This is a genomic window from Pseudomonas sp. KK18 (genome assembly GCF_037094675.1).
In the GTDB taxonomy this organism is placed as follows: Bacteria; Pseudomonadota; Gammaproteobacteria; order Pseudomonadales; family Pseudomonadaceae; genus Aquipseudomonas.
In genome coordinates, this window is the sequence record NZ_CP146605.1 from 1,896,925 (window position 1) to 1,910,371 (window position 13,447).

Annotated in this window: 13 protein-coding genes; 6 read left to right on the forward strand and 7 right to left on the reverse strand. The window is 63.4% G+C overall.

Going from position 1 to position 13,447, the window contains the following annotated elements; genetic code table 11:
• The first annotated feature begins 14 nt into the window (after nt 1-14).
• From dnaX to V6607_RS08515, 5 genes are all read left to right on the forward strand, one after another.
• Nucleotides 15-2,078: a DNA polymerase III subunit gamma/tau gene (dnaX, locus tag V6607_RS08495; RefSeq protein WP_134325952.1), complete on the forward strand. Its 2,064-nt coding sequence runs from the start codon at nt 15-17 to the stop codon at nt 2,076-2,078.
• 43 nt (nt 2,079-2,121) lie between these two features.
• Complete coding sequence (locus tag V6607_RS08500) at nt 2,122-2,460, forward strand: YbaB/EbfC family nucleoid-associated protein (protein ID WP_003193199.1); 339 nt, start codon at nt 2,122-2,124, stop codon at nt 2,458-2,460.
• 271 nt (nt 2,461-2,731) lie between these two features.
• Nucleotides 2,732-3,766 (forward strand): NADP-dependent oxidoreductase, encoded by a 1,035-nt coding sequence (locus V6607_RS08505; protein ID WP_003219050.1) that lies wholly within the window; start codon nt 2,732-2,734, stop codon nt 3,764-3,766.
• Between the two features lie 65 nt (nt 3,767-3,831).
• Nucleotides 3,832-4,434 (forward strand): recombination mediator RecR, encoded by a 603-nt coding sequence (recR, locus tag V6607_RS08510; protein ID WP_003219049.1) that lies wholly within the window; start codon nt 3,832-3,834, stop codon nt 4,432-4,434.
• A 200-nt stretch (nt 4,435-4,634) separates the two neighbouring features.
• Nucleotides 4,635-5,783 carry an acyl-CoA dehydrogenase family protein gene (locus tag V6607_RS08515; RefSeq protein WP_003219047.1) on the forward strand — a complete coding sequence of 383 codons (1,149 nt, stop codon included), beginning with the start codon at nt 4,635-4,637 and terminating at the stop codon, nt 5,781-5,783.
• Nucleotides 5,784-5,914: 131 nt separating this feature from the next.
• On the opposite strand, the gene V6607_RS08520 is transcribed toward V6607_RS08515, so the two are convergent.
• A complete protein-coding gene (locus V6607_RS08520) occupies nt 5,915-6,463 on the reverse strand; it encodes an adenine phosphoribosyltransferase (RefSeq protein WP_003219046.1) in 549 nt (182 codons plus the stop codon).
• An 80-nt stretch (nt 6,464-6,543) separates the two neighbouring features.
• The gene (gene fnr, locus V6607_RS08525; protein ID WP_003219044.1) at nt 6,544-7,278 is read right to left on the reverse strand and encodes a fumarate/nitrate reduction transcriptional regulator Fnr; all 735 of its coding nucleotides are present in this window, start codon (nt 7,276-7,278) and stop codon (nt 6,544-6,546) included.
• Nucleotides 7,279-7,432: 154 nt separating this feature from the next.
• Between fnr and V6607_RS08530 the strand changes: the two genes are divergently transcribed.
• Complete coding sequence (locus V6607_RS08530; protein WP_134325953.1) at nt 7,433-7,909, forward strand: hypothetical protein; 477 nt, start codon at nt 7,433-7,435, stop codon at nt 7,907-7,909.
• 7 nt (nt 7,910-7,916) lie between these two features.
• On the opposite strand, the gene hemN is transcribed toward V6607_RS08530, so the two are convergent.
• The 5 genes from hemN to V6607_RS08555 form a co-directional block, all read right to left on the reverse strand.
• Nucleotides 7,917-9,299 (reverse strand): oxygen-independent coproporphyrinogen III oxidase, encoded by a 1,383-nt coding sequence (gene hemN / locus V6607_RS08535; RefSeq protein ID WP_003219038.1) that lies wholly within the window; start codon nt 9,297-9,299, stop codon nt 7,917-7,919.
• Nucleotides 9,300-9,402: 103 nt separating this feature from the next.
• Nucleotides 9,403-10,086: a sulfite exporter TauE/SafE family protein gene (locus V6607_RS08540; RefSeq protein WP_003219035.1), complete on the reverse strand. Its 684-nt coding sequence runs from the start codon at nt 10,084-10,086 to the stop codon at nt 9,403-9,405.
• Nucleotides 10,079-10,297: a cbb3-type cytochrome oxidase assembly protein CcoS gene (gene ccoS / locus V6607_RS08545; protein WP_003219033.1), complete on the reverse strand. Its 219-nt coding sequence runs from the start codon at nt 10,295-10,297 to the stop codon at nt 10,079-10,081. Before ccoS ends, V6607_RS08540 begins: the two co-directional genes overlap by 8 nt.
• Before the next feature lie 22 nt (nt 10,298-10,319).
• Nucleotides 10,320-12,770, reverse strand: a complete 2,451-nt coding sequence (locus V6607_RS08550) for a heavy metal translocating P-type ATPase (protein ID WP_134325954.1) — start codon at nt 12,768-12,770, stop codon at nt 10,320-10,322.
• A gap of 135 nt (nt 12,771-12,905) precedes the next feature.
• Entirely contained in the window at nt 12,906-13,445 is a 540-nt protein-coding gene (locus tag V6607_RS08555) for a FixH family protein (RefSeq protein ID WP_003219030.1), read from the reverse strand.
• Between the last annotated feature and the right edge of the window lie 2 nt (nt 13,446-13,447).

Genomic DNA, 13,447 nt, shown 5'->3' on the forward strand with positions numbered 1-13,447 from the left:
TGCGACGGTTTTCGATGAGTTATCAGGTTCTTGCACGTAAATGGCGTCCGCGCTCGTTCCGCGAAATGGTCGGCCAGACCCATGTGCTCAAGGCTCTGATCAATGCCTTGGACAGCCAGCGGCTGCACCACGCCTACCTGTTCACCGGTACCCGCGGGGTGGGCAAGACCACCATTGCCCGCATCATCGCCAAGTGCCTGAACTGTGAAACCGGCATCACCTCGACGCCGTGTGGTACCTGCTCGGTGTGCCGGGAAATCGACGAAGGGCGTTTTGTCGACCTGATCGAGATCGACGCCGCGAGCCGCACCAAGGTCGAAGACACCCGCGAGCTGCTCGACAACGTGCAGTACGCACCGAGCCGTGGCCGCTTCAAGGTCTACCTGATCGACGAAGTGCACATGCTGTCCAGCCACTCCTTCAACGCCTTGTTGAAGACCCTGGAAGAGCCGCCGCCCTACGTCAAATTCATCCTGGCCACCACCGACCCGCAGAAACTTCCTGCAACGATTTTGTCGCGGTGCCTGCAGTTCTCCCTGAAAAACATGACCCCGGAGCGTGTGGTCGAGCATTTGACCCACGTGCTGGGTGTCGAGAACGTACCGTTCGAAGACGACGCCCTGTGGTTGCTGGGTCGTGCCGCCGACGGCTCGATGCGTGATGCCATGAGCCTTACCGACCAGGCCATCGCCTTCGGTGAAGGCAAGGTGCTGGCCGCCGACGTGCGGGCGATGCTCGGCACCCTGGACCACGGCCAGGTGTTCGACGTGCTGCACGCGTTGATCGAAGGCGACGCCAAGGCGTTGCTCGAAGCCGTGCGTCATCTGTCCGAGCAAGGCCCGGACTGGAATGGCGTGCTGTCGGAAATCCTCAATGTGCTGCACCGCGTCGCCATCGCCCAGGCCCTGCCCGAAGGTGTCGACAACGGCCACGGCGACCGCGACCGCGTGTTGGCCCTGGCCCAGGCGTTACCGGCCGAAGACGTACAGTTCTACTACCAGATGGGCCTGATTGGGCGACGTGACCTGCCGTTGGCACCCGATCCGCGAGGCGGCTTTGAAATGGTCCTGCTGCGGATGCTGGCCTTCAGGCCCGCCGACACGGCGGATGCGCCGAGACAGCCGCTAAAGCCAGTGGGGATCAGCCAGGCCACAGTTGATTCCGCCAAACCAGTGGCTGGCCCGGCTGTTGTCGCGCCAGTGGTTGCGCCGCCTGCGCCGGTTGCACAGGCCGCCGCCCCGGTTGTCGCCGAGCCCGTGGCGCCTGTGGTGGTGCCGGAGCCGGTGGTTGAGCCTGCGCCCGTGCCTGAAGTCGATCTGCCGTGGAACGACCCGGTAGAGGCCGATGTCGAGGTCGAGCTGCAGCCTGCCGTCGAGCCGGTGCTGGAAACCACCAGCGAGCAGCCTGAACTGACACCCATGCCCGCGCCGACCCCGGACAGCGTGGTGCCGGACGCCCCCGAGTGGGTTTCGGCCCCGGTGCCGGAGCCGACCGTTGCGCAAGTGGACGCCGCCACCCCGGGCACCGACCTCGACGACGAGCCGCCGCTGGACGAAGATTACATCGAGCCGGACATGGATTCGGCCTACAGCTACCTGGACGACCTGGCCAGCGAACACACCGCCGAGCCTGCCCCGGAGCCTGAACCCGAACCTGCCGCGATGCCGGCCACCGGCCTGGCGTTGCAATGGCTGGAGCTGTTCCCGAAACTGCCGATCTCCGGCATGACCGGCAGCATCGCCGCCAACTGCACCCTGATTGCCGTTGATGGCGACCACTGGCTGCTGCACCTGGACCCGGCCCACAGCGCCCTGTTCAACGCGACCCAGCAGCGCCGGCTCAACGATGCCCTGAACCAGTTCCACGGGCGCACGCTGACCATCAGCATCGAGCTGATCAAGCCCGAGCAGGAAACCCCGGCCCAGGCGGCGTCCCGTCGCCGGGTCAACCGCCAGCGTGAGGCTGAAGAGTCGATCCACGGTGATCCGCTCATCCAGCAGATGATGCAGCAGTTTGGCGCGGTGGTGCGGCACGATACTATTGAACCTGTAGAAGCCCCGGTACCCCAAGCGTCATAACCCGGGGCCAATAATTGATCCACGTACTTTTGAGGTGATTCCCATGATGAAAGGTGGCATGGCCGGCCTGATGAAGCAGGCGCAGCAGATGCAGGAAAAGATGGCCAAGATGCAGGAAGAACTGGCCAACGCCGAAGTCACCGGTAAAGCCGGTGGCGATATGGTCAGCGTGGTGATGACCGGTCGTCACGACATCAAGCGCGTGAGCATCGACCCAAGCGTATTGCCGGGCGTCGGCGAAGACGACCTGGAAATGCTCGAGGCGCTGTTTGCCGCGGCCGTCAACGACGCCGTGCGCAAGATCGAAGCCAACAGCCAGGACAAGATGTCCGGCGTGACCGCTGGCATGCAACTGCCACCGGGTATGAAGCTGCCGTTCTGATCGGCAAGCGCAGCACCGAAAATGCCAGGCCCCGCGCCTGGCATTTTTTTGTCCGGCTATTTTCCATACCCGTAGCAGCTGTCGAGCGCCAGCGAGGCTGCGTCGGCAGCGACTCGGTCCCACGTCTGGCATGAAAGCAGCGGTGCGGCTAACGTAGCCTCGCTGGCGCTCGACAACTGCTACTGCGAGAGTTTTGTCGAACCCTGGACCCTGTGTTGGGGTCTGCACCCTATACCGTTGAATTCAATCACCGATAGAAGGAGCCTCGCTGATGTCCGAAGCATTGACCCTCAACCAGCGCATTGTGCTGGTCTCACGCCCCCACGGCGCACCGGTGCCGGAAAACTTTCGCCTGGAGCGCGTCGCGCTGCCGGAACTGGCCGACGGCCAGGTTTTGCTGAAGACCCTTTACCTGTCCCTGGATCCCTACATGCGCGGGCGCATGAGTGATGCGCCGTCTTACGCTGCGCCGGTAGAAATCGACGAAGTGATGACCGGTGGCGCTGTCAGCCGCATCGAACAGTCCCGCAATCCGAAGTTCGAGGTGGGTGACCTGGTGGTCGGTTCCACCGGCTGGCAGAGCCACAGCATCTCCGATGGGCGCAACCTGATCCCGGTACCGAAGGGACTGGCCAGCCCGTCCATGGCCCTGGGTGTGCTGGGTATGCCCGGCATGACCGCCTATATGGGCCTCACCGATATCGGCCAGCCCAAGTCCGGGGAAACCCTGGTGGTGGCGGCCGCTTCCGGTGCGGTGGGCTCGGTGGTGGGCCAGGTGGCGAAGATCAAGGGGCTGCGGGTGGTCGGTGTGGCGGGTGGCGCCGACAAGTGCCGCTATGTGGTGGACGAGCTGGGCTTTGATGCCTGTGTCGATCACAAGAGCGACAACTTTGCCGAGGAGCTTGCCCAGGCCTGCCCCAAGGGCATCGATATCTACTTTGAAAACGTCGGCGGCAAGGTATTCGACGCGGTCGTGCCGCTGCTGAATGCCAAGGCGCGCATTCCCTTGTGTGGCCTGATCGCCGGCTATAACGCCCACGAAGCGCCCAGCGGTCCCGACCGGCTGCCGGCGTTGCAACGTACCTTGCTGACCAAGCGTGTGCGGATCCAGGGCTTTATCGTGTTCGACGACTATGGCGACCGCCAACCGGAATTCCTCAGTGCCATGGCGCCGTGGGTGCGGGATGGCAAGATCAAGTTCCGCGAGGACGTGGTGGAAGGCCTGGAGCAGGCACCTGAAGCCTTTATCGGTTTGCTGGAGGGGCGCAACTTCGGCAAGTTGGTGGTGCGGGTCGCACAAGATTGAGCATTTGACGCTAATCCGAGGCGCGGGTATAAACCGCGTCTCGTTGTTTTGTCGGACCTTTCCCCATGAGCTTCAGCCCCCTGATTCGTCAACTGATCGACGCCCTGCGCACTTTGCCGGGTGTGGGCCAGAAAACCGCCCAGCGCATGGCGCTGCAACTGCTGGAGCGTGATCGCAGCGGCGGCTCCCGACTGGCCCAGGCCCTGAGCCAGGCGATGGAAGGGGTCGGCCACTGCCGCCAGTGCCGCACCCTGACCGAGGAAGAGCTGTGCCCGCAATGCGCCGACCCGCGTCGCGACGACACGCTGCTGTGCGTGGTCGAAGGGCCGATGGATGTCTACGCGGTGGAGCAGACCGGTTACCGCGGGCGCTACTTTGTGCTCAAGGGCCACCTGTCGCCGCTGGACGGGCTGGGGCCGGAGGCGATTGGTATTCCGCAACTGGTGACGCGAATCGAGGAGCAGGGCACGTTCGTCGAGGTGATCCTGGCCACCAACCCGACGGTGGAAGGCGAAGCGACGGCCCATTACATCGCCCAGCTGCTGACCAACAAAGGCCTGATTACCTCGCGCATCGCCCACGGCGTGCCGCTGGGTGGCGAGCTGGAACTGGTGGATGGCGGGACCCTGGCGCATTCGTTTGCCGGACGTAAGCCGATCGCCCTATAACAAACACCGCAGAACAAAATGTGGGAGCGGGCTTGCTCGCGAATGCGGTGGTTCAGTCAATGCATCTGGCGACTGATACACCGCATTCGCGAGCAAGCCCGCTCCCACATTTGTTTTGTGGCGTTCACGAGTCTTTCCTCTTGCTTGATAACCAAGCAAGCGCTTGGTAAGTTCGCTCTACCGTCCCGTGGAGCTTGCCGATGTCTGCCTATCAGGAATACTTCGACCCCAGCCACCAATTGGTCCGCGACAGCGTGCGTCGTTTCGTCGAGCGCGAGATGTTGCCGGGCATCGAGCAGTGGGAAGAAGCGGAAAGCTTCCCCCGGGAGCTGTACCTCAAGGCCGGCGCGGCGGGGATCCTGGGCATCGGTTACCCCGAAGCCCTTGGAGGCAGCCACGAAGGTGACCTGTTCGCCAAGGTCGCGGCCAGCGAAGAACTGATGCGCTGCGGCTCCGGCGGAGTAGTGGCAGGGTTGGGCTCGCTGGATATCGGCTTGCCGCCCATCGTCAAATGGGCCCGGCCCGAGGTGCGCGATCGTGTGGCGCCGCAGGTGTTATCCGGCGAGAAGATCGCCGCCCTGGCCGTCACCGAGCCCGGTGGCGGCTCCGATGTCGCCAGCCTGCAGACCCGTGCCGTGCGCGACGGCGACCATTACCGGGTCAGCGGCAGCAAAACCTTTATCACCAGCGGCCAGCGTGCCGACTTCTATACCGTCGCGGTACGTACCGGGGGGCCGGGCTTTGCCGGCATCAGCCTGTTGTTGATCGAAAAGGGCACGCCTGGTTTCACCACCGGTACACCGCTGAAGAAAATGGGCTGGTGGGCGTCGGACACTGCCGAATTATTCTTCGATGATTGCCGCGTACCCGTAGGCAATCTGATCGGCGCCGAGAACATGGGTTTCGCCTGCATCATGGGCAACTTCCAGAGCGAGCGCCTGGCCCTGGCCCTGATGGCCAATATGACTGCGCAGATGGCCCTGGAGGAAAGCCTGAAGTGGGCGGCCCAGCGCGAGGCCTTCGGCAAACCCATCGGCAAGTTCCAGGTGCTCAAGCATCGCCTGGCGGAAATGGCCACGGCGGTGGAGGTCTCGCGGGAATTCACCTACCGCCAGGCCGCCAAGATGGCCGCGGGCAAGAGTGTGATCAAGGAGATCTCGATGGCCAAGAACCTCGCCACCGACACCGCCGACCGCGTGACCTTTGATGCCGTGCAGATCCTCGGCGGCCAGGGCTACATGCGCGGCAACCTGGTGGAGCGGCTGTATCGCGACAACCGCATCCTGTCCATCGGCGGCGGGACTCGGGAAGTGATGAACGAAATCATCAGCAAGCAGATGGGCTTGTAGAAAGCGCTTTTGTGGCGAGGGAGCTGTGGCGAGGGAGCTTGCTCCCGCTGGGCTGCGTAGCGGCCCCAAGATCTTTGGGAGCGCTGCGCACTCCAGCGGGAGCAAGCTCCCTCGCCACACGAGTCCCGGGGTTATTGGTCTGTCAGGGCAAACTGCGTCAGGCAGAACGTCGCAATGCCCATGTCTTCCAGGCGCTGGGAACCACCCAGCTCCGGCAGATCGATGATCGCCGCCGCTTCGAAAATCCGTGCGCCCATGCGCCGCGCCAGGTTGGCCGCTGCGATCAGCGTGCCGCCGGTGGCGATCAGGTCATCGAACATCAGTACCGAATCACCTTCACACAGGCTGTCGGCGTGCACTTCCAGGAAGGCTTCGCCGTATTCGGTCTGGTAACTCTCGGCCAGCACGTCAGCCGGCAACTTGCCTTGCTTGCGGAACAGGATCAGCGGTTTGTTCAACTGATAGGCAATGATCGAACCGATCAAAAAACCGCGGGCATCCATCGCGCCGATGTGGGTGAAGTCGGCTTCGACGTAGCGGTGTACGAAGGTGTCGGCCACCAGGCGTAAGGCCTTGGGCGACTGGAACAGCGGCGTGATATCGCGAAAGATCACCCCAGGCTTGGGGAAGTCGATGACTGGGCGAATCAGGGATTTGATGTCGAACGAATCGAAGACCATCGTCGAGGAGTCCTGGGGAGGAAAGCGGACTCGAAGTATACCTGCGGCCCAGCCGATTGGCTCGGCCGCAAGCGTCTGGATCAACCGTCGAGCGAACCGCCAGCCAATGCGCAGAGCTGGATCGGGTCGAGGATATGCACTTCCTTGCCTTCGGCCGCAATCAACTCGTTCTGCTGGAAGCGGGTGAATACCCGGGACACGGTTTCCACCGCCAGGCCCAGGTAGTTGCCGATTTCGTTGCGCGACATGCTCAGGCGGAACTGGTTGGCCGAGAAACCCCGCGCGCGGAAACGTGCGGAAAGGTTGACCAGGAAAGTGGCAATACGCTCGTCGGCGGTTTTCTTCGACAACAACAGCATCATCTGTTGGTCGTCGCGGATTTCCCGGCTCATCACGCGCATCAGCTGGCGACGCAATTGCGGCAGCTGCAGGGCCAGTTCATCCAGGCGTTCGAACGGGATTTCACACACCGATGTGGTTTCCAGGGCCTGGGCCGACACGGGGTGAATCTCAGTGTCCATGCCCGACAGTCCGACCAGTTCGCTCGGCAGGTGGAAGCCGGTGATCTGTTCTTCGCCGCCATCGCTCAGGCTGAAGGTTTTCAGCGCGCCAGAACGTACTGCATAAACGGAGTCAAACTTGTCGCCCTGGCGAAACAGGAACTCGCCTTTTTTCAGTGGGCGACCGCGTTTAACGATCTCGTCCAGCGCTTCCATGTCTTCCAGATTCAACGAAAGTGGCAGGCACAGGGGGGCCAGGCTGCAATCCTTGCAATGAGCCTGGCTATGAGCGCGCAGTTTAACTGGCTCGGACATTTCTTAAATCCTTGTGGGAAAACACACATAAGACGTAAGGGTAACGCACCGGGGGGCAATCAGGCCAGCGTGTACAGAAAAGCAGCAGCGGTATAAAGAATTTTGTATCGAGGTCGATACAAGATTGTCACTCCTAGAGCTGGAGGCTCAGATCATGCTTTCCATTGGCGCAACCAACCCTGCCATTGTTTCTTCGCTAACCGTGCCTGATGCGAAAAAAGACCCCGCTGCAGACGATAAAGACCAAGCGTCTTCTACCGATCGGGCCACTGACACCAAGCCCCAAGGACTGGTGGTGGATATCTCGGGGGCGGGGCTGAAAGCCTCCAAGGCCAGCACCAACTCCAACAAGGACATTGACGACAGCAACCTGAAAGACAACATCAAGCAGCTGTTGAAAATGATTCGCGAGATGAGAAAACAGCTCGCCGAGAAGATGGCTCAGCTCTCAGCTGCCATGTCCGCCGCCTCAAAGACCCCGCAGGCAAGGCAGGCCAGAGTGGCCGCCTTGCAGAGTGATATCGCGACATTGCAGGCCGGCTTGATGACGGCCCAATCGCAGTTGACAAAGGCCTTGAAGGACGAGTCTCCCGAGTCGCAGCTGGAAGCGATGGCCCTGCTGGCGAAGTAGGACAGGTTCAGATTACCCGCGAAAATCGTTGCCGATTCTGGTGCTCCAGATAGGCATCGAACACCATGCACACCGAGCGTACCAGCAGGCGTCCCGCCGGCAATACGCGGATGCCCTGTGGGTCGAGTTCGATCAGTCCGTCCTCGGTCATCGCCTCCAGTTGCGGCCAGAGCTCGTCGAAATAGCCGCGAAAATCGATGTTGAAGGCCTGTTCGATCTTCTCGAAATTCAGGCTGAACGTGCAGATCAGCTGCTGGATCACTTCCCGTCGCAACCGGTCATCCGTGGTGCATAACAACCCACGGCTGGTGGCCAGTTGCGCGCCGGCGAGGGCGTTCTGGTAGTGGTTCAGGTCGCTGCTGTTCTGGCAGTACAGGTCGCCGATCTGGCTGATCGCCGACACCCCAAGCCCGATCAAATCGCAATGCCCGTGGGTGGTGTAGCCCTGGAAGTTGCGTTGCAGCGTGCCTTCTTCCTGGGCGACGGCCAATTCGTCGTCCGGCAGGGCAAAGTGGTCCATGCCGATGTAGCGGTAGCCCGCCCGGGTCAACTGCTCGATGGTGGTTTGCAGCATCAGCAGTTTTTCCGCCGGGGAGGGCAGGTCGTCGGTGTTGATCCGTCGCTGGGGCATGAACCGTTCCGGCAGGTGTGCGTAGTTGAACACCGAGAGGCGGTCCGGTTGCAGGCTGATGACTTCTTCCACGGTGCGTGCGAAATTCAGCGGTGTCTGCTTGGGCAAACCGTAGATCAGGTCGATATTGATCGAACGAAACTGCAGGGTGCGCGCTGCGTCGATCACTGCGCGGGTTTCTTCCAGGCTTTGCAGGCGGTTCACCGCACGCTGCACTTCGGGGTCCAGGTCCTGCAGGCCGATACTGACGCGGTTGAACCCCAGTTCACGCAGCAGGCCCATGGTCGCCCAGTCGGCTTCCCGCGGGTCGATTTCAATCCCGTAGTCGCCGGAGTCATCGTCCAGCAGGTTAAAGTGCTGGCGCAGGCGGCCCATGACCTGACGCAGCTCGTCATGGCTGAGAAAGGTCGGGGTGCCGCCGCCGAAGTGCAGCTGCTCCACCGGCTGTTTGGGATCGAGGTGGCACGCCACCAACTGGATTTCCTGCTCCAGGCGTTGCAGATAGGCGTGAGCCCGGCCGCGATCCTTGGTGATGACCTTGTTGCAGGCGCAGTAGTAGCAAATGTTGGCGCAAAACGGCACGTGCACATACAGCGACAGGGGCCGTACGGCCTTGCGGCTGTCGCGCAGGGCGTGGAGCAGGTCGAAGGTGCCGACCTGGCTGTCGAATTGTACGGCGGTGGGGTACGAGGTATAGCGTGGCCCCGCCAGGTCGTAGCGGTGAATCAGATCAGTGTCCCAACGAATGGCGTCGAGCATGCGGGCGTTCCCCCGGATAGGCTAGTGGGCCGAGTCTAGGGGCTGGGTGGGGAAGCCATCTTGATTTGCATCAACGGGGAGCGGCGCTATGCCACATGGCGATCTAGTGGCCCATCAGCCAGTGCTGGTGCGGCCCGGGCAAGGTCCAGATGCCGAACAGCATGACCAGCAGGCCACCGGCCATCCGCACGCTGCGTTTGCGCAATAACGCGGTGACTCGATCAGCGGCTAAGCCCGTGGCCAGCAGTACCGGCCAGGTGCCAAGGCCGAACGCGAGCATCAGCACCGCACTGTCCAGCGCATTGCCCTGGCTGGCCGCCCACAGCAACGTGCTGTAGACCAACCCGCACGGCAACCAGCCCCAGAGCGCACCCAGCAGCAACGCCCGGGGCAGGCTGGACACCGGCAGCAAACGGTTGGCAACCGGCTGGATATGCCGCCACAGGCCGCGCCCGAGGCTTTCGATACGGGTCAGGCCGCTCCACCAGCCGGCCAGGTACAAGCCCATGCAGATCAGCAACAGCCCGGCGAGGATGCGCATGAACATCGCTGCCGGACTGTTGGCCACGGCCCAGCCGGCCAGGCCGATCAGCAAGCCCGCGGTGGCGTAGCTGAGGATGCGCCCCAGGTTGTAGGCCAGCAGCAGGCGAAAGCGCCGGCTGCGTTGCTCCTTGGGAATCGCCAGGGTCAGCGCGCCCATCAGGCCGCCACACATACCCAGGCAATGGCCGCCGCCCAGCAGGCCGAGGATCACCGCCGAGACCAGCAGGGGCGCCAGTTCAAGCATGGGGCGGATCTTTCGGCTTGGGCGGTTGTTCAGGGCCGTTGGCTTCATCGACGGCCGCCAGGTGGTTCGGGTCCTGGTCATCGAACAGCACGCTGTGGGCCGGGCCATCGAGGTCGTCGTACTGGCCGCTGTCCACCGCCCAGAAGAAGATGTAAATGGCGATGGCAACGATCAACAGCGCCGCCGGGATCATCACGTAAAGAGCTGGCATCTGCACTCCATGCCCGCGCGGCTCATGCCGGCAGCGGGCGGGTTACGGGGGCGGGGCTCACGGCTGGCGTGCTCGGCATGCGAGTCAGGCGCAGGGCATTGAGCACCACGGTCAACGAACTGAGGGACATGCCGATCGCCGCCCAGATGGGAGTGATCCAGCCGAGGGCGGCAAACGGCAACATCAGGCCATTGTACAGCCCGGCCCACAGCAGGTTTTCAATGATTACCCGGCGGGTGCGCCGGGCCAGGGTAAAGGCTTGCACCAGGGCGTCGAGGCGGTTCGACAGCAACACCGCGTCGGCGCTGGTCTTGGCCAGGTCGGTGGCCGAGCCCATGGCCACGCTGATATCGGCGGCGGCTAGCACCGGCACATCGTTGACGCCATCGCCGAGCATCAGCACCTTGCGGCCTTCCTTGTGCAGCTGTTGCAGCATTTGCAGCTTGTCATCGGGGCGCAGGCCGCCATGGGCTTCGTCGATGCCCAGCTCGGCGGCGACACTGGCAACCATCGGCGAGCTGTCTCCCGACAGCAGCAACGTGCGCCAGCCGCGTGCCTTGCAGGCGGCGAGCAAGGCGGGCGCGTCGCTGCGCAGGCGGTCATCCAGGACAAACCAGGCCAGGGCGCCGTCGGTGTCGCCCAGCAGCAGCCATTGGCCGGCTTCCTTCGGCGAGGCGGGGAGGGCGCAGCCGCTCAGCTCGCAGACAAAACCCGGCTGGCCAATGCGCAACCGGCGGTCACCGACGCGGCCTTCCAGGCCCAGGCCCGGCGTGCTGAGCACTTCATCCGCCGCCAACGGCGCGCGGCCGAATGCGCGGGCGATCGGATGTTCCGAACGTTGCTCCAGCGCCGCCGCAAGGCTCAGGCACTCGTCGCTGCCCAGCAGGCTCAACGGGCGGATCGCGCGCAACGCCAGGCGACCTTCGGTAAGGGTGCCGGTCTTGTCGAAAATCACCGTGTCGATCTGGTTCAGGCCTTCCAGCACGTGGCCGCGGGTCAGCAGCAGGCCGAGTTTGTGCAGGGTGCCGGTGGCTGCCGTCAGGGCGGTGGGTGTTGCCAGTGAGAGGGCGCAAGGGCAGGTCGCAACCAGCATCGCCAGCACGATCCAGAACGCCCGTGACGAATCCAGCTCCCACCACACCAGGCCGATGACCGCAGCGGCGACCAATGAGCACAACAGGAACCATTGGGCGGCGCGGTCGGCGATCTCCGCCAGCCGGGGTTTCTCCGCCTGGGCCCGCTCCAGCAGGCGCACGATGGCCGACAGGCGCGTGTCGTGGCCCAGGGCGCGGACTTCGACGGTCAGCGCACCTTCGACGTTGAGGGTGCCGGCAGTGACGGCATCGCCGACCTGGCGTGGTTGCGGCAGGTACTCGCCGGTCAGCAGCGATTCGTCGATGCTCGACTGGCCGTCGAGGATGATGCCGTCTGCTGGCAGCACCGCCCCCGGATGCACCAGTACCCGGTCGCCCAGGGCCAGCTCGCTGAGCAGGATCCGTTCACTCTGCCCATCGGCACTCATGCGCAGGCACGAGGCCGGCAACAGGTTGACCAACTGCGCGGTGGCTGCCGCCGTGCGTTCCCGGGCGCGACGCTCCAGGTAGCGCCCAGCCAGCAGGAACAGGGCAAACATGCCGACTGCATCGAAATACAGTTCGCCGGTGCCGGTGATGGCGGTCCAGATTCCGGCCAGGTAGGCACCGCCAATGGCCAGGGACACCGAAACATCCATGGTCAGGTGGCGGGTGCGCAGGTCGCGCATCGCCCCCTTGAAAAACGGCGCGCAGCTGTAGAACACGATGGGCGTTGTCAGAAACATCGCGACCCAGCGCAGGATCACGTGCAGCTCCGGGCTCAGGTCGATATTGAATTCCGGCCAGGTGGCCATCGTCGCCATCATCGCCTGGAACCACAGCAGCCCGGCCACCCCCAGTTGACGCAGGGCCAGGCGGTTTTCGCTGGCCAGTTGTTCGGCGGCGCGGTCGGCTTGGTACGGGTGGGCGGCGTAGCCGATGTGACGCAATTCGCCGAGCAGTTGGCTCAGGGGCAATTGCCCGTCGGCCCAGCGCACGTGCAGGCGGTGGTTGGACAGGTTCAGGCGTGCCTCGGCCACGGCGGGCAGGCTGCGCAGGTGTTTTTCGATCAGCCAGCCACAGGCGGCGCAACTGATGCCTTCCATCAACAGTGTGGCTTCCGACAGGTCACCGTCGTGGCGCACGAAAGGCTTTTGCACATCGGCACGGTCATACAGCGCCAGCTCGTCCACCAGTTGCACCGGCAGCGCCTCGGGGTTGGCCGAGGCTTCGCTGCGGTGCTGGTAATAGCTTTCCAGGCCACCGGCGACAATTGCCTCGGCCACCGCCTGGCAGCCCGGGCAGCACAGCTCGCGGGGCTCGCCGAGGATCACGGCAGTGAACCGGCTGCCGGGCGGCACGGGCAGGGCGCAGTGGTAGCAAGGGGTCGGGGTGGTCATGGCTCAGTTCCGATGATCGTTCCCACGCTCTGCGTGGGAACGCTTCGCTGGACGCTCCGCGTCCGCTCTTGTGACGCGGAGCGTCACGGGATGCATTCCCACGCAGAGCGTGGGAACGATCAAACAGGTGACGCTCTATTTTTTCAGGTCTTCAGCACCCTGCAGCGGCTCGTCGCCCAGCAGCAAGTCCTTGTCATGGCTGACCTGTTCTTCTTCAAACATACGCCAGGTCCGGTCGCCTTCCACCCCCAGCAGCTCGACGAAGCGGCGGCCTTCGACCTTGTCGGTCACCTGGCCGATGTAGCGGCCGGGCTCGCTGTCGCTGCGGGTCAGGATGATCTTGCGATCCTTCTCCGGCTGGGTCGGCGAAATCAGGTTCAGCTCCAGGGTGCCGGGCCCGCTGTTGCCTGTCAGGTGCAATTCGACTTCGCCGGTCAACTCGTCCAGGTGCATCTTGGCCCGCAGTTGCAGAGTCTGGGCCAGCAGTTCGCGGTCCAGGGAACGGTTGATGCCTTTGCCGGCCTCGTAATAGTTGTCGTTGACCAGGTTGTCGGGGTTGTTCACCGCGATGGTCACCATGGACAAGGTCAACGTCACCGAGCAGGTCAGGATCCCAATGATGATCCAGGGCCAGAGGTGCTTGTACCAGGGGCTTGCGGCAGTAGCTGCGGGCATTG